The sequence below is a fragment of the Microvirga sp. 3-52 genome (assembly GCF_018383585.1).
Taxonomy (GTDB): domain Bacteria; phylum Pseudomonadota; class Alphaproteobacteria; order Rhizobiales; family Beijerinckiaceae; genus Microvirga.
The window spans coordinates 281,011-301,375 of sequence record NZ_JAHAMK010000002.1 but is presented as its reverse complement, the minus strand read 5'-3'; the positions used below and the strand labels follow the sequence as shown (position 1 = coordinate 301,375).

The 20,365-nt window shown below is 60.4% G+C and carries 18 protein-coding genes; 8 read left to right on the top strand and 10 right to left on the bottom strand.

Translation table 11 applies throughout. The features are described 5' to 3' along the window. Positions 1 to 400: 400 nt before the first annotated feature. The 3 genes from KHP60_RS03345 to KHP60_RS03335 all read left to right on the top strand — a co-directional run bounded on the left by KHP60_RS03345 (position 401) and on the right by KHP60_RS03335 (position 5,517). Positions 401 to 2,380 carry a TonB-dependent siderophore receptor gene (locus tag KHP60_RS03345; RefSeq protein WP_311924569.1) on the top strand — a complete coding sequence of 660 codons (1,980 nt, stop codon included), beginning with the start codon at positions 401 to 403 and terminating at the stop codon, positions 2,378 to 2,380. A 2-nt stretch (positions 2,381 to 2,382) separates the two neighbouring features. Then, entirely contained in the window at positions 2,383 to 3,660 is a 1,278-nt protein-coding gene (locus tag KHP60_RS03340) for an MFS transporter (protein WP_213562148.1), read from the top strand. 273 nt (positions 3,661 to 3,933) lie between these two features. Then, positions 3,934 to 5,517 (top strand): calcium-binding protein, encoded by a 1,584-nt coding sequence (locus tag KHP60_RS03335; RefSeq protein ID WP_213562147.1) that lies wholly within the window; start codon positions 3,934 to 3,936, stop codon positions 5,515 to 5,517. Between the two features lie 63 nt (positions 5,518 to 5,580). Here the strand turns inward: KHP60_RS03335 and KHP60_RS03330 are convergent, their stop codons facing one another. The 10 genes from KHP60_RS03330 to KHP60_RS03285 all read right to left on the bottom strand — a co-directional run bounded on the left by KHP60_RS03330 (position 5,581) and on the right by KHP60_RS03285 (position 14,686). Then, entirely contained in the window at positions 5,581 to 6,039 is a 459-nt protein-coding gene (locus KHP60_RS03330; RefSeq protein ID WP_213562146.1) for a YbaK/EbsC family protein, read from the bottom strand. 111 nt (positions 6,040 to 6,150) lie between these two features. Then, on the bottom strand, positions 6,151 to 7,005 hold the full coding sequence (locus tag KHP60_RS03325; RefSeq protein ID WP_213562145.1) for an oxidoreductase: 855 nt from the start codon (positions 7,003 to 7,005) through the stop codon (positions 6,151 to 6,153). Positions 7,006 to 7,125: 120 nt separating this feature from the next. Next, positions 7,126 to 8,082, bottom strand: a complete 957-nt coding sequence (locus KHP60_RS03320) for a cyclase family protein (protein ID WP_213562144.1) — start codon at positions 8,080 to 8,082, stop codon at positions 7,126 to 7,128. 88 nt (positions 8,083 to 8,170) lie between these two features. Beyond that, positions 8,171 to 9,145 (bottom strand): isoaspartyl peptidase/L-asparaginase family protein, encoded by a 975-nt coding sequence (locus KHP60_RS03315; protein WP_213562143.1) that lies wholly within the window; start codon positions 9,143 to 9,145, stop codon positions 8,171 to 8,173. A gap of 5 nt (positions 9,146 to 9,150) precedes the next feature. Beyond that, positions 9,151 to 10,206 (bottom strand): P1 family peptidase, encoded by a 1,056-nt coding sequence (locus KHP60_RS03310; protein WP_213562142.1) that lies wholly within the window; start codon positions 10,204 to 10,206, stop codon positions 9,151 to 9,153. After that, the gene (locus KHP60_RS03305) at positions 10,206 to 11,102 is read right to left on the bottom strand and encodes a polysaccharide deacetylase (protein WP_213562141.1); all 897 of its coding nucleotides are present in this window, start codon (positions 11,100 to 11,102) and stop codon (positions 10,206 to 10,208) included. The genes KHP60_RS03310 and KHP60_RS03305 overlap by 1 nt, the downstream gene beginning before the upstream one ends. A gap of 47 nt (positions 11,103 to 11,149) precedes the next feature. After that, positions 11,150 to 11,905 carry an SDR family NAD(P)-dependent oxidoreductase gene (locus KHP60_RS03300; protein WP_213562140.1) on the bottom strand — a complete coding sequence of 252 codons (756 nt, stop codon included), beginning with the start codon at positions 11,903 to 11,905 and terminating at the stop codon, positions 11,150 to 11,152. Next, positions 11,902 to 12,918, bottom strand: coding sequence for a ketopantoate reductase family protein (locus KHP60_RS03295; protein WP_213562139.1), 1,017 nt, complete (start codon positions 12,916 to 12,918; stop codon positions 11,902 to 11,904). Before KHP60_RS03295 ends, KHP60_RS03300 begins: the two co-directional genes overlap by 4 nt. Next, complete coding sequence (locus KHP60_RS03290) at positions 12,915 to 13,613, bottom strand: creatininase family protein (protein ID WP_213562138.1); 699 nt, start codon at positions 13,611 to 13,613, stop codon at positions 12,915 to 12,917. Before KHP60_RS03290 ends, KHP60_RS03295 begins: the two co-directional genes overlap by 4 nt. Beyond that, entirely contained in the window at positions 13,610 to 14,686 is a 1,077-nt protein-coding gene (locus KHP60_RS03285; protein ID WP_213562137.1) for a GntR family transcriptional regulator, read from the bottom strand. The genes KHP60_RS03290 and KHP60_RS03285 overlap by 4 nt, the downstream gene beginning before the upstream one ends. A 96-nt stretch (positions 14,687 to 14,782) precedes the next feature. Here KHP60_RS03285 and KHP60_RS03280 point away from each other — a divergent pair, with 96 nt between their 5' ends. The 5 genes from KHP60_RS03280 to KHP60_RS03260 all read left to right on the top strand — a co-directional run bounded on the left by KHP60_RS03280 (position 14,783) and on the right by KHP60_RS03260 (position 20,359). After that, on the top strand, positions 14,783 to 16,363 hold the full coding sequence (locus KHP60_RS03280; RefSeq protein ID WP_213562136.1) for an ABC transporter substrate-binding protein: 1,581 nt from the start codon (positions 14,783 to 14,785) through the stop codon (positions 16,361 to 16,363). 141 nt (positions 16,364 to 16,504) lie between these two features. After that, the gene (locus tag KHP60_RS03275) at positions 16,505 to 17,479 is read left to right on the top strand and encodes an ABC transporter permease (RefSeq protein WP_213562135.1); all 975 of its coding nucleotides are present in this window, start codon (positions 16,505 to 16,507) and stop codon (positions 17,477 to 17,479) included. Continuing rightward, positions 17,476 to 18,387, top strand: coding sequence for an ABC transporter permease (locus tag KHP60_RS03270; RefSeq protein WP_213562134.1), 912 nt, complete (start codon positions 17,476 to 17,478; stop codon positions 18,385 to 18,387). The genes KHP60_RS03275 and KHP60_RS03270 overlap by 4 nt, the downstream gene beginning before the upstream one ends. Next, complete coding sequence (locus KHP60_RS03265) at positions 18,384 to 19,403, top strand: ABC transporter ATP-binding protein (RefSeq protein WP_213562133.1); 1,020 nt, start codon at positions 18,384 to 18,386, stop codon at positions 19,401 to 19,403. The genes KHP60_RS03270 and KHP60_RS03265 overlap by 4 nt, the downstream gene beginning before the upstream one ends. Continuing rightward, entirely contained in the window at positions 19,355 to 20,359 is a 1,005-nt protein-coding gene (locus KHP60_RS03260) for an ABC transporter ATP-binding protein (RefSeq protein WP_213562132.1), read from the top strand. The genes KHP60_RS03265 and KHP60_RS03260 overlap by 49 nt, the downstream gene beginning before the upstream one ends. Positions 20,360 to 20,365: the final 6 nt, after the last annotated feature.

The window sequence follows — 20,365 nt, the reverse complement described above, 5'->3', positions numbered from 1 at the left end:
CATCATGACCGCCTTCCGTCCTTGTAAGTTGAAATTGTTAGGTGTTGTGAATCCAAATTCCTACGGTTGCGGGTGCGAATTTCAGCCGAGAAAAGCCGACAAAAAAGGTATATGCATCAGCCCGACGGACGCCGTCTGCCAAGTAAGTGCGCATACTGTGCGCCGTATGTAAATGTAAGATTAGAATCATTCAAACTTGCCGACAATTTGATTATAATAATTAAAAACTATAGTATTTGACTCTGTGAGAACTGCTCTGATAGGCGGAAACCATCGTCGTGATATGAAGGTTTCTGTTGTGAAGTTGCCCCTAACGCTGCTGGCATCGTCGGCTTTTGTTTTCGTTTCAAGTGAAGTTTGCGCTCAGACGTCAGAGACGCGCGCCATTCAGCTTGATGAGGTGACGGTCGAAGGGAGTCAGAACGGGCAGGGGGCTGACATCACGGCCAACGGCTATGTCGCCACTTCGACCCGCAGTGCGACCAAGACGGACACGCCAGTTCTTGAAACGCCGCGGTCGATGTCGACCGTGACGCAGAAGCAATTGGAGGACCGTAAGCCTCAGACATTGCTCGACGCTGTATCTTATACGCCCGGTGCCAGGGTTGGAAGCTACGGCTTCGATCCCCGTTACGACGCATTTTCCATTCGCGGCATCGATGTCACTTATACCGGCGTATTCCGCGACGGTCTGCGTCAGGTCAACAGTCCGAACGGGTTGTTCCGCCTTGAGCCATACGGCTTGGAGGGAATTACGATTCTAAGGGGGCCCGCAGCTTCCATTTACGGAGCGAGCAGCACGGGTGGCATCGTCGATCTGATTTCGAAGCGTCCGACCTTTCTCCCCTTCCGCGAAGTCGAAGTCCAAACCGGCTCCTATGGACGTCTGCAGGGCAACTTCGATCTTTCAGGTCCCGTCAATTCAGACAACACGCTCTTCTATCGCCTGACAGGTCTTGTACGCGATGCGGGAACCGAGATCGATGCCGTCGACGACGACCGGATCTTCATCGCGCCGGCTTTTACATGGAAGCCGAACGATGCAACCACGCTGACGATCCTCGGCGAATACATGGATTCGACCACGGGTGGTACCGCAGCCTATATCAACAACTACGCGACGGATGCTGCAGGCAATCCCACCAGTCTGTCGATCGGCGCGACCCGGGTCTTCGCTGGCGACAAGCGCTACAACGATTTTCGTCAGAAGCAGGGCCGGATCGGCTACGAGTTCGAGCATCGCTTCAATGATATGTTCACGCTGCACCAGCGGACGCGATTCTCTGCTCTTGGCACCAACCAGGAATACTACTTCGGTGGGTCAGGTCTCACGCGTGAGAATAATTGGGGTATCGTCAGCGATACCTATCTTGAAAGCCGCTTGAGAACGGGTGTGGTCGATCACACGATCCTGACCGGGTTGGATGTCAGCCGCCTGAGCTATGTCTCCAAGCAGGGTTTTGGCATCGTCCCCATCGGGACCGACCCGGCGCTCTCCTATCGGGAAGATCAGACGCAGACCCTCACCGGCATTTATATCCAGGACCAGATCAAATGGCAGAACTGGCGCCTGACCCTTGGCGGTCGTCATGACTGGCTGTCGAGCGAGTTCGACAGCGCAGGGTTCGAGTTCGATCGCGACGACACCAAGTTCACTGGGCGCGCCGCTCTGGGCTATGTGACCGATTTCGGGCTCGCACCCTATGTGAGTTGGGGCACGTCGTTCACGCCGAATCCTGGCACGGTCCTGGGTGGGAGCGTCGCTGAACCGACGACCGGAGAACAGGTGGAGGTCGGGGTAAAATATGACCTGCCGGGCGTCAATGCATCACTTCGAGCCGCCATTTTCGATATTCACCAGGACAATGCGGTAGTTTACCAGGTCGTCGATGGCTTGAACCAGCAGGTTCAGCTCGATCTGCGCTCTCAGGGATTCGAGCTCGAAGGCGTTGCCTCGCTGACTGATGGCCTATATATCCAGGCTTCCTATTCCTATACCGATGCACGCATCGAGAAGCTGACCCCCGAAACCGTTGGTAACCGGCTGACGAGCGTACCTTACCATCTTGCATCACTCTGGCTCGATTACACGGTTCAGGAAGGACCCGCCAAGGGCCTCGGCATCGCGGGCGGCGTGCGCTATGTCGGCTCCAGCTTCGGGGACAACCTCAACCGCCTTGTGATCGAGAACGAGCCTCGCACCTATCTCGATGCTGCGATACGCTATGATCTCGAGAACATCAATCCGAGCCTCAAGGGGCTGCGCTTCCAGGTGAATGCCACGAACCTGCTCGACGAGGACGGCCAAGTCTGCACGTCCAACTATTGTTACTTCGATGAGGGCCGCAAGGTCATCGCAAGTCTGCGGTATCGGTGGTGACAATGACGGTCCCAGGGACGTCGCCCGCGCGCGGTCTCGGCTCGCCGTTCGCTATCGTCGTTGCAATCGGAGGACTATATGTGGGGCAGAGCATCATTGGAGGAGTGACTTTCAGCGCTCTTCCAAGTGTGCTTCGCGACCGTGGGTTGCCTCTTGATCGGATCGGGCTGACCTATCTCGCGGTTCTGCCCTGGGTGCTGAAGTTTCTCTGGGCCCCGGCGATCGAACGGTATCGTCTGCCATCGACCGGTCCCAGCCGGTCGCGGTCCATCGTCCTGATCGGCGGGCTGATCTCGGCCTTCTGCTTCGCCCTGGCTGCCATGATCGGTCCGACCACCTTCGTGCCCCTCATGGCTATCTTCATCGTGGTCGCTTTTGCAGCCTCGACGGTCGACATCGCATGCGACGGTCATGCCGTTGAAAGCCTGTCCGAGCGGTATCATGGCTGGGGCAATGCCGCTCAGGTGGGCGGAGCCTATCTCGGTTTCGCAATTGGCTCAGGTCTTTTTCTGGTGCTCGTGGCCCGGGTCGACTGGGGGCAGGCCATGATCGTCATGGCAGTCCTGCTCGTGCTGCTCGGATTGCCTTTTGTTCTGTCGCCCGCCATCACAGCAGTCGATGCGAGGTCCCACCGACCGTCCCTGCGCGACGCGTTGAGCCGAAGCGAGATGCGCAAGGGTCTAGCGCTGGCTGCCCTCTATGCAGTTTCGCAGAAATGGGGCTTGGCGATGCTCGGGCCGTTCCTCGTCGATTCCGGTCTCGATCTGGATTCACTGGGAATCGTCAATGGAGCCGGAGGGATGATCCTCGGCTTCGGCTGTGCGCTTCTGGGGGGAGCCTTGGTCCGGTTGTGGGGAGCACGAGCGATCATGGTCCTCGCACTTATCCTGCAGGCTGCCACCCTGTCTGGACTTGCGGCGGCGGCATGGGTTGAGGAGGCATCTCAATTGCTTCTGCTGGGCTTGGCGCTTGCCAGTTCGTCCGCGATCATGGCGCTCGGGTTCGTGGCGCTTTATGCGCAGTTCATGGCACTCTCAGATCCACGCCAGGCAGGGATCGACTTTACGCTGCTGCAATGCATGGATGCGTTCGTCAGCATGATCGGTGGCATCGGCGCAGGCTGGATCGCGCAGAATTTCGGTTACAGCGCCTGTTTTGGGCTCGCTGCGTTTCTTGTCATTCTCGCGACTGCGCCCGTGGCGCTGCTGAGCCGCAGACCTAAGTTTCCGGCAAGGGGTGCATCTGGCTCGCAATCGCAGCAACCGCTGGCGCAATCGTGACATCTGGCTGAACGTCGGCATCCAGCTTGCAACCTTCAGACGTGCGGTAATTCCGCGCATCGTCAATGCTGTTGGCTGCTACTGGTTGCGGTCATATTGCATCGACCCAAGGTTAGGACTAAATGTCCCACGTGCTCTCGGGATCGCCTTTTGATCCGCCGTCGCCGCCCATTCGTCCTGTCAAGGACGAAGATCAATCTTTGTCGCGTGCATAGGCGCTGCAAACCCGCTCGTTAATCGGCCTTGCGCCTGAAAGTTCTCTGGTACCCGTCCATGGCAGTTGTCACCTTCAGGAGCGATATGCGGCCAGGATTGCGGTTGCGCGATTTCTTCACGGCGGCTGCCGGCACTGTGACCTACAAGTCAGACGGCGAGCAGGGGACGGCAACCTTCAAGATCGAGGTCGACAAGACGATCCTTGATGTCGTTTATTCCGGGCCCACAATCTCGGAAGAAGGTGGGCAAATGTCCTATCTGGAATTCCAGCGTGATGGCGTTCCGTGGCTCACGTACGGCAGTCTGGGCGGTCCTATTCTGTTTGCCTACGCTGATGCACTCTCGGCCTTTCAAGCCCAGGGTGCCGGCGCAGCCGCTGCGATCATGCAAGGCAATGACCAGCTCATAGGGTCATTCCAAAGCGATCATCTGGAGGGTTATGCCGGGAATGATCTTCTCGACGGAGGCGCAGGCGCGGATACCCTGGACGGCGGATCGGGCAACGACACATACATCGTTGATAGTCGGGATGATCGCGTCTTCGAGGCTGCCGGCGGCGGCTACGACGTCGTCTATACAGGCGTCAGTTTTGCCTTGGCGGCCGATGCCGAGATCGAGGAGCTTCGGGCTGCCGCCGGGGCGAGGTCCTTGTCTCTCTTCGGGAGTGATACCTCGAACTTCATCGTAGGCACCTCCGGCAACGACGAGATCGATGGCAAGGGAGGGGTCGACACCATGATCGGCGGATCTGGTGACGATCTTTACATGGTCGATAGTCCATTCGATGTCATCCAGGAGGACATCGGACAGGGGCATGATACCGTCATAGCGAGTGCCTCCTATACACTTGGCGCCAATATCGAGACCTTGAAAGCGGCTGGCGGCTATGCCTCCATCGACCTCGCAGGCAACGCCCAGTCGAACGAGATCGTCGGTAATGCGGGTGCCAATGTGATCTATGGTCTCGATGGGGATGACCGGCTCTACGGCGATGGTGGAAACGACATCATCTACGGTGGCAGCGGTCAGGATATTCTCTATGGGGGGCTCGGTAACAACTCTCTCTCCGGGGAGAGTGGCGACGACCTCCTCTATGGAGGCGACGGAAAAGATACTCTTGATGGCGGCGCCGGTCATGATCGCCTATATGGCGGCAACGGGAGCAACAAGCTGCTCGGACAGAGCGGCAACGATACGCTCTATGGAGGAATGCACGCAGACTCCCTGCAGGGAGGCGATGGCAACGACAGGCTTTATGGCGACGTCGGTAATGATGCCCTCGATGGCGGAGCGGGCAAGGACACCCTGTCTGGCGGGTGGGGGCGTGATACGTTCATCTTCAAGAATAAGCTGAATGCCAAGACGAACGTCGATACGATCACAGACTTCAATGTGAAGGACGATACGATCCGCCTCGAGAACAGCATCTTCAAAAAGCTTGGCAAGGCAGGAAAGCTGAATCCTGACTTCTTCACCGTCGGCAGCAAGGCGCAGGATGGGAACGACTATCTCATCTATAATAAGAAGAACGGCTACCTGTCTTACGATGCGGATGGCGCCGGCTCTAAATACAAACCCGTCCTCTTTGCCAAGCTGAAGTCGGGTCTCGCTCTGACCGAGAAGGATTTCTACATCATCTAGCGAAAGCCTCCGGCATGGCAGGTTGATAGCCTCAATCAGGTCTTATTCGGTCAAATGCGTGCTCTACTGACACACATCCACCCAATCGGCGCCGACGAGATTGGCCATCCGCTCAGGGTGGATGCGTACAGCAGTATGGATCGAGCCAGCCGCCGGGACGACTTCGTCGAAGGCTTTCAGAGAGATGTCGCAGTAGACCGGAAGCGGCGTTGCCAGTCCGAAGGGACAGACCCCGCCGACAGGGTGTCCAGTAAGAGACTGAACCTGCTCCGCATCGAGCATGGAGGCTTTGCCGCCGAAGGCTGCCTTGACCTTGCGGTTGTCGAGTCGAGCCGTGCCGCTCGTGACGACGAGAAAGCTTCTCTCTCCCACGCGCAGTGACAGCGTCTTGGCGATTTTCTCGGGCCTGACGCCATGAGCTTCCGCCGCCTGGTTCACGGTGGCGGTGCTCGTCTGCATTTCGATGATCTCGATATCCGGTGCATTTTCGGCCAGAAAGGCGCGAACGGACTCAAGGCTCATGACCGAGGAGCTCCTTAGAGGAGAGTTGGAAGAGGCGGGGCATACCACAAGTGGTTGCCTCTACGATGTCATCAGGATAGCCGCTGTGTTGTCCGTCATGCAAACGTGTCTCTACTGCGCGCCTTCCGGATAGTCCGCTCCTCGGCTTGTCTCCGCCCAAGCTTCGACCTCTGCAAGCGTTTCCTTGAGCTTCTCACGAACTCCGTCGAGCGCAATGGCACCCAGAACCAGATGCTTGGGCGGATCGTTCGCTTCGACAGCCTTTATGATCGCCTCCGCTGCCCGAACAGGATCCCCCGGCTGCCTGCCGCTGTAGTTGGCTGTCGTTTCGAGGCGGGCGCCGACGGTATCCTGGTAGTCAGCAATTGCCGGGCGACGCTGCTGGAGGGAACGCCCTGCCCAATCGGTGCGGAACGGACCGGGCTCGACGCAGGTCACCTTGATGCCGAGCGGCGCGACCTCCTTGGAGAGTGCGTCCGACAGGCCCTCCACCGCATGCTTGGTCGCAGCATAATAACCTGAACCTGGATAGCCGATGAAGCCGGCCTGCGACGAGATGTTGACGATATGCCCGCGACGACGGGACCGCATGCCGGGAAGGACTGCGCGGGTCATGGCCGCAAGACCGAAGACATTCGTCTCGAATTGGGCGCGGATCTCCGCGTCGTCGCCTTCCTCGATGGACGCTTGGTATCCGTACCCGGCATTGTTCACGAGCACGTCGATGGCACCGAAACGGGTCTCGGACTCTTTGACGGCCGCGACGATGTCATCATGCTTGGTGACATCGAGCGACAGGGCCAGCGCATTCTCCTCATGGCCGCGAGTCAGGTCTTCTACGCGATTGGCATCGCGCGCTGTCACCACGGCGCGCCAGCCCCGTCGCAGCACCAGTTGCGCGAGTTCACGTCCGAATCCGGTCGAGCAGCCCGTGATGAACCAAACGGGAGTATCGTTGAGTGACATGGGAAAATCCTCTTCCAGGCTGGTTCGAGACGGGTGGGATATAGGCGGTTCTTCAAGGGAGTGAATAGGTGCAGGGCAGCGGAGCCGAGAGGACCGGCGAACGGCCCTCTCGAGCAGAAGTTACTTTGCACCGGCTTCTGGGCGCATCACCCCTTTGTCGTCGCGGCGCAGGGGAGCCGATTGCTTCGGCAACGGTGCGCCAGGTGCCTCGGCAACCGTCACGCCATGCGGCCACTCGGCCGGAGCGATAGCCACATAGCGGGCGTAGCCACCTGTGCCGCCAAGAGGCTTGGCGAAGCCGATGGAGATCAGGGCTCCGGTCTCGGGGACCTTGTCGAGATTGGCGACACCCTCCGCCTGAGTGAAGTGATTGTGCAGAAGCCAGGACTCGCCTTCGAGAGTCGGTGTCGTATCCGTGTCGAGAGGCTCGTGCCCGTGAAGGAGGATCTTGCGCTCGAGATGCAGGAATTTGAGAGCATCGAGGCCGACGCCCGGATGCGGCTTGCTCGCGAAGCGGACCGGGTCGTTCCAGCCCTTGTACCAATCCGAGCGGACCATGACGACCGCGCCTTCAGGAATTTGCCCGTTTTGGGTCTCCCAATCCCGGATGTCCTGGACACTCAGGTGATAGCCCGGATCCGCGGCCACCTTTTCATGGATCGGAATCACCGCAAGTGGACGGACTGCGTATGTCGCGGGAAGGTCGCTGATCGTTGCGCCGTACTCGTCCCAATGGGCCGGTGGATCGAGTTGCGTACCATACTGGTCCGTGGTGAGCAGGTAACTCGTGGCGACGAAACCGTGCTTGGCATACGTGTACTCGTCACCCTTCGCGACATAATTCGGGATATCGGCCCCCGCCGTCGTGGCCTTGAACTCCGCGTGCCCGAAGCCCGGCCAGACCGGCTGAACCGGTGCAAAGGCGTGAGTGAGGTCGATATGTTTGGCACCCTTGATACTTTGTTCGTAAACAGACCAGAGCCCGGTCTGCTGTTGGAGCGGCTGCTGCGCGCAGGCGTACGATGAGACGAGAGTGCTGGCGAGAAAAGCTGCTGCTGAGGCATAGTTCGAGGTCACGATACGCTCTCCCTTGTCTAGAACGCACAATCATTCATCCATGCCCGCCCCTGTTCAATGCCTCATTTCTCCAGAAGCAATCTTTCTCCTATGTGTTCCGAAAGTCGACGAGCGGCTCGTCATAGATCGCAGTCAGCAGCCTGCCGTCACCTCTGACCACGCCGCGATACATGCCCGAGCAGTTGAAGGGCAGGGACACGTTGCCCGCATGATCGACTGCGATGACACCACCGGAGCCTCCGGCAGGAGCCAGCATGTCGATCACGACGGCACGTGACGCTTCTTCCAAAGACTGGCCTGCATAGCGCATGCGGGAGGCGATCTCATGAGCCGCCGCATAGCGGATGAAGATCTCGCCGTGACCCGTTGCCGAGATGGCGCAGGTCTCGTTGTCGGCCCATGTCCCCGCACCTATCACGGGACTGTCGCCGACGCGTCCAGGCGATTTCGCAGTCATGCCACCTGTGGACGTAGCGGCGGCAAGATTGCCATGTCTGTCGCGGGCTACCGCGCCGACCGTGCCATGCTTGCGCGACTCGTCATGATCGTCCGCGCCGCTTTTGCGCATGGCGAGCGTTTCCTGCAAAGCGTTCCAGCGCTGCTCGGTATAGAAGTAGGACGGATCCTCGAAAGCGAGGCCATGCCTGCGGCAGAATTCTAGAGCGCTTTCGCCGATGAGGATCACGTGGCCCGAATGCTCCATCACGGCGCGGGCGGCAAGGACCGGATTGCGCGGGCCGCAGATGCCGGCGACGGCTCCGGCCGAGCGGTCACGTCCGTCCATGACGGCAGCATCCATCTCCTGCTTGCCGGCCGAGGTATAGACTGCGCCACGCCCGGCGTTGAAGAGCGGCTCGTCCTCGAGTGCCATGACCGCTGCCGACACTGCATCGAGCGCGCTTGCGCCATCGGCCAGGACGACGCGCCCAGCATCAAGGGCACGGCGCAGGCCAGCATGATAGGCGGCCTCCCGTTCGGGCGTCATTTTGCTGCGCAGGATGGTGCCTGCCCCGCCATGGATCGCGAGGGCGAAACTGTTGTCAGAGGTCTTGTTGCCGGTCATGGGATTCACGTTTCGGGTGAGAGAGATTTCAGAGCTTCAAAGACGCTCGGACGGTGATGACCATCACGACCTGTCATCGAGCCTGCAGCGGCAAGTGCATCGAGAACGGCCTCCTGCGTAGCATCGGCCATGGCCTCGAAGAGGAGATCGATGCGGTTCTCGTTGATGATTCGAAGATCGACGAGATCTGCCTTCTCGTCATGAAACAGGATGTTGGCAGTGGTAAAGCCGAGTGCGATGTCGCCGCTGCCATGGCCCCATAGGGCGCCCAATCGTGCCAATCCGACACCGGAGCGCCGAATGACTCGTTTGAGCTGCCGATCGCTCAGGGGAATGTCCGTGGCCGCGATAATGATGATGGAGCCTTTCTCAAGTGCTTCCTCGTCCATGGCGGCTTTCGAAGGCGCAACGATTCTGCCATTGGGAAGGCGCAGGTCGCCCGAGCGACCGAAATTCGACAAGACGAGCACTCCCAAGTGAAAGCACTGCCCGTCGAGAACGAGCCGACGGGAGGACGTGCCGATCCCGCCCTTGAAGCCGAAGGTGCTCATCCCACAGCCGGCACCTACGGAACCAGATTCGAACTGCGATGAAGCGCGCGCCAAAGCGGCGCGTCCGTCCGCTTCCGTGACGGCCAGAGCCTGAATGTCGTTCAGGTATCCATCGTTGCACTCCAACACGACCGGGTTCACGGTCGCCGTTTCGCGGCCGATATCCGGATTGCCCTCGATGGCGTGATGCACTAGCGCGGTGCAGCAGGTTCCAACCGAGAGTGTGTTGGTGAGGAGGATAGGCGTCTCGAGGGTTCCCAACTCCTCTACCTGCACCAGTCCCGCACTTTTGCCGAAACCGTTCAGAACATGAAGGGCGGCAATCGGCTTTTCACGATAGAGATTGCCGCCGTGCGGTACAATGGCGGTCACCCCGGTTCGGATGTCGCCATCAATGAGCGTGCGGTGCCCAACGCGCACGCCAGGCACATCGGCGATGCTGTTGAGCACACCTGTCGGCAGGCTGCCGCAGGCGAAGCCGGCATCCCGGGCGCGGGGAGGGCGGCTCATCAGGGGCATTCCGCCTTCACGAAGGCGGCGATCTCCGCATGGGTCGCGATCCAGACATCCGAGCGCCGGGTGATCTCCTCCAGAAGCTTCTCGAGGATCCAGATGCGCGAGCGGTAGCCGGTCACGTGTGGATGCATCGTGAGCAGGAAGAGGCCGCCTTCCTCGCAAGCTCGCTCGAATTCGCGGAAGAAGATGTCAAAAACGGCCGTCGGCGGAGTGTGGGGGCGCAGACCGTTGAAGCGGTGCATGTTGAAATAAACCGCATCGTCGCGGATCCATTCCACTGGAAGCTCAACGATGCCGGTGGGCTCGCCCTGTTCCAGCAATTCGTAAGGGTCATCGTCTGCCATGAGCGATGAATCGTAGAGGAGGCCGAGTTCGCGCTCGATGCGCAGCGTACTGGGGCTGAAATCCCAGGACGGGGTTCGCAGACCGACAGGCCGCACACCCGTGATTCGCTCCAGTGTATCCGCCGAGCGGAACATCAGATCGCGTTCAATCTCGTAGGGCAGCTGGCTGTTGAGCTCGTGGATCCAGCCGTGAATGCCGATCTCGTGGCCTTCCGCAACAACCCGGCGCTGCTCGTCCTCGTAGAGGAGGGCGGCGACGGCGGGGACGAAGAACGTCGCCTTGGCGTCATATTTAGCAAGCGCGTTGAGAATCCGCGGTACGCCCTGGCGGTTGCCGTATTGCCCCTGAGACATGCGGCCGATGGATTTGCCGCCATCGCGCAACTCGTTCGTCTCATGGTCGGAATCAAAGGAGAGGGCGACGGCGCAGCGGGCACCATTCTTCCATCTGGCGGGCTTCAGGGAGCGGCCGGCGCGCACGTGATCCACCTTGCCGCGCCAAGTCTGTTCGTCCCAATGCCAGGGTTGGCTGCTGATGTCGTCCATGATTCCTCCAGCTCTTTGCTTGAAAATCTGCCTGCCCGATCCTGACTTCAGGAGCGCCCGCCATCCGCAGAGATGATCTGCCCGGAGATCCAGCCCGCTGCATCGGAGGTCAGGAACATGACGGCATTGGCTATGTCCTGCGGATAGCCCAGGCGCCGTGTATGAATGCTCTCAACCAGACGCGCTTGGCCTTCGGGGCCGTAGCTCTCCCATTGGCGCTGCGTCGCGGGGTTCGACAGCACGAAGCCGGGAGCGACGCTGTTGACGGTAATGCCATAGGGGCCGAGTTCGAAACTGAGCTGCTTCGTCAGCCCGACGAGGGCATGCTTCGAGGCCGTATAGGCCTGAATGCCCGTCAGGCTCGGACGCAGGCCTGCTCCGGACGAAATATTCACGATCCGGCCAAACTTCTGGCGCTTCATATGCGGGGCCACGGCCTGCGAGCACCAGAATGCGCCATGCACGTTGGCCTCGAAGAGAACAAGCCAGTCCTTTTCGCTCACCTCCTCGATCGGCTTCGCCACTTGTCCACGAACGCCGCCGGCGCAATTGACGAGGATGTCGATGCCGCCGAGGCTAGCCGCCATCTCGTCGAAGACGCGGCCGACTGCGGCACGATCCGCAAGATCGAGAGTGCGGGTCGCTCTGGCTCCTGCCTCTGTCGCGACACGCAGACCGGCCTCGTCCATATCGAGGGCCCAAACATGGGCACCTTCTTCCATTAGGGATTGAACAATAGTCCGGCCGATTCCCTGCGCCGCCCCGGTCACGGCAACACGGCGGTTGGTAAAATCCAGATTCATAGCTTCAGCATCTCGTCGAGGGTGGACCAGGATTGTTCGCGCCGTCCATCCTCGATGTCGTGGATCAGCTGGACCAACCTGCTGATAGCAGGTGTCGGGATTCCGGCCTCACTGCCGAGGTTTGCGATAATGGCGATCTGTGCATCGACTTCCGTCTTGCGCTTGCGCACGGCAAGATCGCGCCAGATGCCGGAATGGGTCTTGGCCGTGTGCCGGTTGAACTCGGCCATGTCGGCGACGGAGCGCCGCGCGGAGGTCTCATCGGCACCCGGCAAGAAGGCATCCGGATCGAATCCGTTGAAACCCAAGGGCTTCACGCCACGGGCTTTCGCTACCGCCATCACTTCCTGGCCAAGACGGTGATAGACCGGAAAGTGACGCTCGGAGGCAAGGTTCTCGGACATGGAGGCATTGGTCAGCGCCGTTGCGAAAAGCAGCGAGCCGTAACCGAGCTTGCCCCAGAGATAGCCCCAGATGTTATCGGTCAGCACGGCCTTCGGCTCGAAGATCGACAGCAGGCGATGGTAATCGTGCACCGCATCCGTAGCTTGCCCGTCGAGTCCGCCGACCGCGACGGCTGCCCGGTTGCCGAAAAGAATGCGGCCAGGCTCCAGCCAGTCTGCACCGAAATTGACGAAGCAGCCGACGGTGCGCTCGGCACCGACTTCCTCGGCAATGACGATTTCGTTCAATCCGTTCTGTGCGGAGAGAATGGTGCCGTTCCCGGTCAGATGCGGCTTCAGGGCGCATACCGCATCGCGGGTATGGTGAGCTTTGACGGCCAGGATGATGCGCTTGAACTGGCCCTTGACCTCACTTGGCAGCGCAGCCTTGACCGATTGCTGAAACGTCTCGACCGGCCCCTCAATAAAAATACCGTCCCGCTTCATGGCCTCCACGTGCGGCTCGACGACGTCGACGAACAGCACCTCTTCACCCGCACGGGCAAGATAGGCGCCGAGGGTTCCGCCGATGGCGCCCGCCCCCCAGATCAGAATGGTGTTCTCGTTCATTGCCAGTTCTCGATTAGCGCGCGGGTTTCTTCGATCGCAACGGTCCAGATGGCATTCATGTCGTCATCGGAGCGCTGGAAATAGCCGCCGAAATTACCGTCCTGCAGGATCTCGCGAACGCCTTGCGGACCGAACGTGCGCATGCGCTCCAGATCGACCATCGGCTTCTGGTGAGACGGTTGCTCGATACCCGGGAGACGCGTCCAGGGGAAGTTTTCCATCCACGAGGCATGGGAGGCGATCGGGTCGATCTGCTTCACCTTCTCGAACGTGCGCGGGGCATTCCACCAGTTGTGGAATTTCGCCCGGCAGTCCGGATTCTCCCCCATCCATTCGATGGCGGCGGTCTGGCCGGGTGTGTTCCCGCCGTGACCATTGACGAAGAGGATCCGGCGAAAGCCCGTGCGCCTCAAGGAATCGAGGATGTCGGTGATGATGCGCAGATAGGTGTCCGCTTTCAGCGAAATGGTTCCCGGATAAGCCATGAAGTAGGGCGTGATGCCGTAGGCCTGGACGGGGAAGACCAGGACTCCTGTCGGTTCGGCTGCTTCGGAAGCCACGCGTTCCGCCAGGATGCTGTCGACGGACAGGCTGAGGTAAGCGTGCTGCTCGGTGCAGCCGAGCGGAACAACCGCACGGTCATCCGTCTTCAGGTATTCTTCGACCTGAAGCCAGTTCATCTCACTGATTCTCATGAAGAGACTTCCTCTTGTGAAACAAGGGATGAGCGCAGCCGCTCGATCACGGGGAGCAGCGTGGCGCGAATGGCATGGGGATCCGGCATATAGCGGAACTCCATGGCTTGGCGATTCTCTGGCAACATCCGTCGGACCGTTGCTTCCGCGCCGCTGGCATAGATCGCCACATCGATCTGGGACAGAAAAGCCTCCAGGTCGGGTGCCGTGATGAGGCGCACATCCACATCGGAAACGTGAGGCGCGAAGCGCAGTACGCCGGGCTTCATCAGGGCAGTGAATTCCGGAAAGATCGACACGATGCCGATGCGCGCCATGGGATCGATCATGGCAAGCTGCGCCCGCGTCTCCTCCGCCGGAATGAAGCTCAGGCCAACGACCGGAATGCCGTTAGGGATCAGATGTTCGACTTCGCCGCGCCGGTGAGCGAGGGTGACGCAGATATCGCAGGGCAGAGGGAAGATCTCGCCGGCATGCAGGGCGTCTACCGTCGTCACCGCGATGGTGTCGCCGGTGCCAAGATAATCCTGGATCCTGTTGGCGTATTGCTGGGTTGTCTCGACGAAATTGCCCACCATGACGAGGCGCAGGGGCCGAGTCGGCGTCGGACCGCGGGCGGCTCGCGCGTTCACCAGTGACGACACGACGGAGGGTGGGAGGCCGAGTTGCCGGGCCTCAGTGAAGAGCATCTCGATTCTGCGCTGGATCTTACGGATCGCGGACGAGCGCAGCCCGTCGCTGTTGTGCCCATCGCCGACATAAGTGCCGGCACCCGGTTTCGCCTCGATGAGCCCGGCCTCACGTAAATCCCGGTAAACTGTTGCAACAGTCATGTGCGCAATCCCGGCCCGTTCCGCCAGTTCCCGGACCGAGGGCAGACGCTGACCAGTCGGCAACTCGCCGAGAGCGATGCCGAATTCGATCAAACCGCGAAGCTGGATGCCAAGCGGCACCGGAAGAGAACGGTCAAGCGCTCCCGCGAGGTTGGCGAGGATGCGCTCATCCGGCGTCTGTTCCGTGTCGCTATAACGGATGCCTTCATATGCATCAGGGCTTGATTGAGGTTTGGGCAAGGCTCTGTTGACTTTTCTTAACCGAGTGACCTACCGTTCTAATCGATAAGAACACCTTGGACGAAAAGCCAGGGTCTTAGCAAGAGGGGAAGTGAAGTGAAACAAAACTTCAAGCTTGGTGGATCGCTCGTCGCAGCTCTCGTCCTCGGAACAGTATTCGGCGGATCAGTTTCCGCACAGACCCTGACCATGGGTCTTCGGGCCGGTCCAGACTCGATCGATCCGCATTGGTCGACGCTCGGCAGTCAGGCGGAGGCCCTGCGCCATATCTACGATACGCTCGTGATGTCGGATGACAACCTGGGACTCAAGCCCGGTCTTGCAACCTCATGGAAGCCGATCGACGATACGACCTGGGAGTTCAAGATCCGGGAAGGCGTGAAATTTCACGACGGGTCGGAGTTGACGGCCGAGGACGCGAAGTTCTCAATCGACCGCATCCCGGTGGTTACCGGCCCCATGAGCATGACCATCTATACGAAGCAGGTTGCGGAGACAAAGGTCGCCGACAAGTACACCTTGCACGTGAAGACGAAGTCGCCCGCACCGACCCTGCCGAATGATTTCATCCGCCTCTTCGTGGTGTCGAAATCCGTCGGCATGGAAGCCCGCAACGAGCAGTTCAACTCGGGCAAAGCCGCCATCGGCACTGGCCCGTACAAGTTCGTCTCATGGGAGCCGAAGGGTGATCTCGTCCTTGAGCGCTTCGATGGATATTGGGGCGAGAAGCAGCCTTGGCAGAAGGTGATCCGCAAGGAGATTCCGAGCGACCCGGCTCGCATGGCGGCGCTGAAGTCCGGCCAGGTCGATCTTGCCAACTATGTGCCGGCCACGGACTATGCTGCGATGCAGAAGGACAAGTCCGTCGACACTTTCGTGGCCGACTCAGTCTACTTCCTGAACATCACGCCCAACGTGAAGGAAACCCTCCCGAAGAAGGTGAAGATCGACGGCAAGGAGATCGAGGCGAACCCGCTGCGCGATCCAAAGGTCCGCGAGGCCATGGACCTCGCCATCGACCGTAAGACGCTCGTGCGCGTGGTTCTCGAAGGCCTTGGCCGCCCGGCCAACCAGCTTATGCCCGCCAGCTTCTTCGGCGGAAACAAGAACCTGCCAGAGCGGCCCTACGATCTCGCCAAGGCGAAGCAGTTGCTGACCGATGCCGGCTACCCGAAGGGCTTCGAAATAGACTTCCACTGCACCAACAATCGCCTGCCGGGCGACGGGGCAGTGTGCGAGGCGCTCTCGCAGATGTGGGCCCGTGCCGGCCTGAAGGTGAATGCCAATGCGCTCAACGGCACCGTGTTCTTCCCGGCACAGCAGAAGGGTGAATTCTCACTCTGGATGAGCGGCTGGGGCACGCTGACCGGCGAGGCGAGCTACACCTACGGCTCCCTCGTGCACACGGCGAATCCGCAGATCGGTCTCGGCGCCTTCAACAAGCAGGGCTATTCGAACCCGGAGGTGGACAAGCTGCTCCAGGAAGGCGCACGCACCATGGACGATACGAAGCGCCGCGCTCTCTTCGAAAAGGTTACGGAAGTCTCCATGAACGACCGTGCACTGATCCCGACTGTACAGATCCAGACGGTTTGGGCTGCCAAGAAGGGCATGGTCACCATTCCGCCGCGCGTCGACCAAGAAACCCTGGCCTATGAGATCAAGCCGAAGAGCTGATCTTGATATGACCCAGCCGGGATCCCGGCTGGGTCTTCGTGGAGAGAAGTGGCTTTCCCTCCGGCCTTTTGATTGCTGCTGTTTGCGAAGGATCAGGCAGGTCTGCCTGATCCTTCGCTGTCCCATCCAGTACGAGACAGTATGATCGGTTTTCTTATTCAGCGTGTCCTGCAAGCGATCATGGTCGTGATCGCGATGTCGATCATCGTGTTCCTAGGCGTCTATGCCATCGGCAATCCTATCGATGTGATGATCGATCCGGGATCCGACCAAGCCCTGCGCGAAGCGCTGATCCAGCGCTACGGCTTCGATCGCCCCTTGATCGAGCAGTATTTCGTGTTCATGAACAACATGCTGCATGGCGATCTCGGGCAATCGTTCATCTATCGCCTGCCTGTACTCAACCTGATCATGTCGCGTCTTCCGGCAACCCTGGAACTTGCGCTGACAGCCATGTTGATCGCCACCTGCCTTGGCATCCCGCTGGGATTGTGGGCTGGCTACAAGCCCGATTCGCTTTCGGCCAAATCGATCATGGGCCTATCCGTCCTTGGGTTCAGCGTGCCGAGCTTCTGGGTCGGGCTTCTGCTCATCATGGTTTTTGCGGTCGAGCTCGGATGGCTGCCATCGGGCGGGCGAGGGCCGACCACCCAGGTGCTCGGCATGAACCTGTCGATCACCTCGCTCGAGGGCTGGAGCTACATTATTCTTCCGGCGTTCAACCTCGCGCTGTTCAAGCTCGGCTTGCTGATCCGCCTGACGCGTGCGGGCACGGTCGAGGTGATGAGCTCCGACTATGTGCGCTTTGCCCGCGCACAAGGGTTGTCCGAGAGCAAAGTTGTTGGCCTTCATGTGCTCAAGAACATCTCGATCCCGATCGTGACGGTCTTCGGCTTGGAACTTGGCTCGACGCTCGCGTTCGCGGTCGTGACGGAAACGGTCTTTAATTGGCCCGGCATGGGTAAGCTCATCATCGACTCAATCACCGTTCTCGACCGGCCGGTGATGGTGGCATACCTGATCCTCGTGGTGTTCCTCTTCGTTATGATCAATCTTGTTGTCGACTTGGTCTATGGCCAGCTCGACCCGCGCATTCGCGTAAAGGCGGCGTCATGAGCAATTCTCCCGCCCTCTCGTTGCCGGCGGAGACCAGCTGGACTCGGTTCTCGAACTTCTGGACGGATTTTCGCCAGAGCCCGGTTGCCGTCGCAGCTCTGATCGTTGTCGTCGTCGTGGTTCTGATGGCTATTCTCGCGCCCTTCGTGGCGCCGCAGGATCCCTACAATCAGGAGACCCTTGATCTGTTCGATGCTCGTTTGGAACCTGGAGAGATCGGGTCCGGCGGTTATGCCCACTGGCTTGGTACCGATGCCGCCGGGCGGGACATCTTTTCGGCTATTCTTTACGGATTGCGTACGAGCCTGATCGTCGGCGTCATGGCAGGATCCCTGGCACTCGTGCTCGGCACGTCGGTCGGACTCATTGCGGCCTATTATGGTGGTCGCATCGAGGCACTCATCATGCGCATCATAGACCTGCAACTCTCGCTGCCGGCGATCCTGCTTGCGCTGGTTCTCGTCGCCATGCTGGGGCAGGGGCTGATGCAGCTCGTGGCCGCGCTCGTGGCTGCGCAATATGCCTATTTCGCACGCACGACCCATGGTGCTGCTAGTGCGGAACGGCGCAAAGACTACATCGAGGCGGCACTTTCCACGCCACTGCCGGCCCGCCACGTGCTGTTTCGCCATCTTCTGCCCAATGCGCTGCCGCCCTTGATAGTGGTGGCGACGGTGCAGGTGGCGAACTCCATCGCCCTTGAAGCGACGCTGTCCTTCCTGGGGCTCGGACTTCCCATCACACAGCCTTCGCTGGGGAGCCTGATCTCCAACGGGTTCCAGTTCCTGCTGTCGGGCCGTTACTGGATCTCGATCTATCCTGGCATCGCCCTGATGCTGACGGTCGTCGCCATCAATCTCGTCGGCGATCAGGTTCGCAACGTTCTGAACCCGAGGCGCAGCCGATGAGCGATGCGGTTCTACGTGTCAAAGACCTTCAGACCCAGTTCCAGACCCGGGCCGGCGTTCTGAAGGCGGTCGATGGCGTGAGCTTCGAGGTCGGCCGCGGCCGCATTCTGGGCCTCGTCGGCGAGTCCGGTTCCGGCAAGAGCGTGACGGGTTATTCCATTCTCGGCCTGATCGAGCCACCCGGCAGGATCGTCGGGGGCGAGGTAATCCTGAACGGCAAGGATCTCACGCGCCTGAAAGGCGAGGCCATGCGGCAGGTCCGCGGTGCCCAGATTGCCATGGTCTTCCAAGACCCGATGATGACGCTCAATCCGGTTCTCAAGATCGGAACGCAGATGATCGCGGCCGTGCGGGCCCACGACAATGTTTCCCGCAAGGTGGCACGTGGAAGAGCGCGCGACGCGCTGGCCAAGGTGGGAATACCGAGTCCCGAGGAGCGGCTCGATGCGTATCCGCATCAGCTCTCCGGCGGCATGCGTCAGCGCGTGGCTATCGCCATCGCTCTTCTCCACAGCCCTGCCGTCATCATCGCGGATGAGCCGACGACGGCGCTCGACGTCTCGATCCAGGGTCAGATCTTGGCTGAGGTGCGGCGTCTTGCGGACGAGACCGGCACGGCGTTCGTGTGGGTGACGCACGATCTCGCCGTGGTATCGAGCCTGGCGGACGATATCTGCGTCATGTATGCGGGTAGGGTCGTGGAAAGTGGTCCTGCCGCCGATGTGATCGCATCTCCGCGTCATCCTTATACGGCTGGTCTTCTCGCATCCGTGCCCGCCGAGCACGAGCCTGGAACGAAGCTTCCGCAGGTTCCCGGTTCTGCGCCTTCCCTGGCCAACCTCCCGCCGGGCTGCGCTTTCGCGCCCCGCTGCGCCAAGGCGGGACCGGCCTGCACCACCACGCCGCCCGTCCAGCACTTCGAGCACGGACGCACCGCCCTTTGCCACTACCCGATCGAGCCCGTTTCATGCCAGCCGCTCTCCTTGACATCGACCACGTATCGAAGCGCTTCGTAAAGCAATCTAACATCGGAGAGCGCATCGCTGCCCTACTGGGTGCTGGGCAGAAGGCCGAGACTGTGCGCGCGGTGACCGACGTCAGTCTCACGGTTGCTAAGGGTGAGGTTGTGGGTCTGGTCGGCGAATCCGGCTGCGGAAAGTCGACGCTTGGGCGCATGGTCGCCGGTATCTATACGCCGAGCGACGGCAAGATCCTGTTCGACAAGGTGCCCGTGGCTAGGTCGCAGGGGCGGCGCACACAGAAGCTGACGACCCGCGTTCAGATGATCCACCAGGATCCTTTCGCGAGCCTCAATCCGCGCATCCGCATCGGCGACACGGTGGCTGAAGGCCCGGTGGCGCACAGCATCGTCAGGTCCCGCGAGGCGGATTCCTATGTGGCGGATCTGCTCGGGCGCGTGGGGCTCGACCCGAGTTATCGCAGGCGCTTTCCGCATCAGTTCTCCGGCGGCCAGCGCCAGCGCATCGCCATTGCCCGCGCGCTCGCCATGAAACCGGATCTTCTGGTGCTCGACGAACCTGTGGCATCGCTCGACGTGTCGATCCAGGCGCAGGTGCTCAATCTGTTCATGGACCTGCGCCGCGACCTCGATCTGACCGGCATCTTCATCAGCCATGATCTCGGTGTGGTTCGACATGTCTCCGACCGGGTCGCGATCATGTATCTCGGACGCATCGTCGAGCTGGCACCGACATCCGAGCTCTATGCCAATCCGAACCATCCCTATACCCGCGCGCTCTTCGAGAGCGTTCCGCGCGTCGGCGTGGGCCGGAAAGACTTTCGTCCCATTGCCGGCGAGATCCCATCGCCGCTTCATCCGCCGAGCGGATGTCACTTCCATCCTCGCTGCCCCTTCGCGGGCCCGCGCTGCAAGCGGGAGACCCCTCCGCTGGCCGCCATCGGTCCCGGCCGCTTCTCCGCCTGCCATCTCAACACCGGCGGCACAGATTAATCGGGA

Excerpts from the sequence above, each read along its gene's own strand:
- KHP60_RS03340 (WP_213562148.1), top strand. The coding sequence starts at position 2,383 with ATGACGGTCCCAGGGACGTCGCCCGCGCGCGGTCTCGGCTCGCCGTTC.
- KHP60_RS03335 (WP_213562147.1), top strand. The coding sequence starts at position 3,934 with ATGGCAGTTGTCACCTTCAGGAGCGATATGCGGCCAGGATTGCGGTTG.
- KHP60_RS03330 (WP_213562146.1), bottom strand. The coding sequence starts at position 6,039 with ATGAGCCTTGAGTCCGTTCGCGCCTTTCTGGCCGAAAATGCACCGGAT.
- KHP60_RS03325 (WP_213562145.1), bottom strand. The coding sequence starts at position 7,005 with ATGTCACTCAACGATACTCCCGTTTGGTTCATCACGGGCTGCTCGACC.
- KHP60_RS03315 (WP_213562143.1), bottom strand. The coding sequence starts at position 9,145 with ATGACCGGCAACAAGACCTCTGACAACAGTTTCGCCCTCGCGATCCAT.
- KHP60_RS03310 (WP_213562142.1), bottom strand. The coding sequence starts at position 10,206 with ATGAGCCGCCCTCCCCGCGCCCGGGATGCCGGCTTCGCCTGCGGCAGC.
- KHP60_RS03305 (WP_213562141.1), bottom strand. The coding sequence starts at position 11,102 with ATGGACGACATCAGCAGCCAACCCTGGCATTGGGACGAACAGACTTGG.
- KHP60_RS03300 (WP_213562140.1), bottom strand. The coding sequence starts at position 11,905 with ATGAATCTGGATTTTACCAACCGCCGTGTTGCCGTGACCGGGGCGGCG.
- KHP60_RS03295 (WP_213562139.1), bottom strand. The coding sequence starts at position 12,918 with ATGAACGAGAACACCATTCTGATCTGGGGGGCGGGCGCCATCGGCGGA.
- KHP60_RS03290 (WP_213562138.1), bottom strand. The coding sequence starts at position 13,613 with ATGAGAATCAGTGAGATGAACTGGCTTCAGGTCGAAGAATACCTGAAG.
- KHP60_RS03275 (WP_213562135.1), top strand. The coding sequence starts at position 16,505 with ATGATCGGTTTTCTTATTCAGCGTGTCCTGCAAGCGATCATGGTCGTG.
- KHP60_RS03270 (WP_213562134.1), top strand. The coding sequence starts at position 17,476 with ATGAGCAATTCTCCCGCCCTCTCGTTGCCGGCGGAGACCAGCTGGACT.
- KHP60_RS03265 (WP_213562133.1), top strand. The coding sequence starts at position 18,384 with ATGAGCGATGCGGTTCTACGTGTCAAAGACCTTCAGACCCAGTTCCAG.
- KHP60_RS03260 (WP_213562132.1), top strand. The coding sequence starts at position 19,355 with ATGCCAGCCGCTCTCCTTGACATCGACCACGTATCGAAGCGCTTCGTA.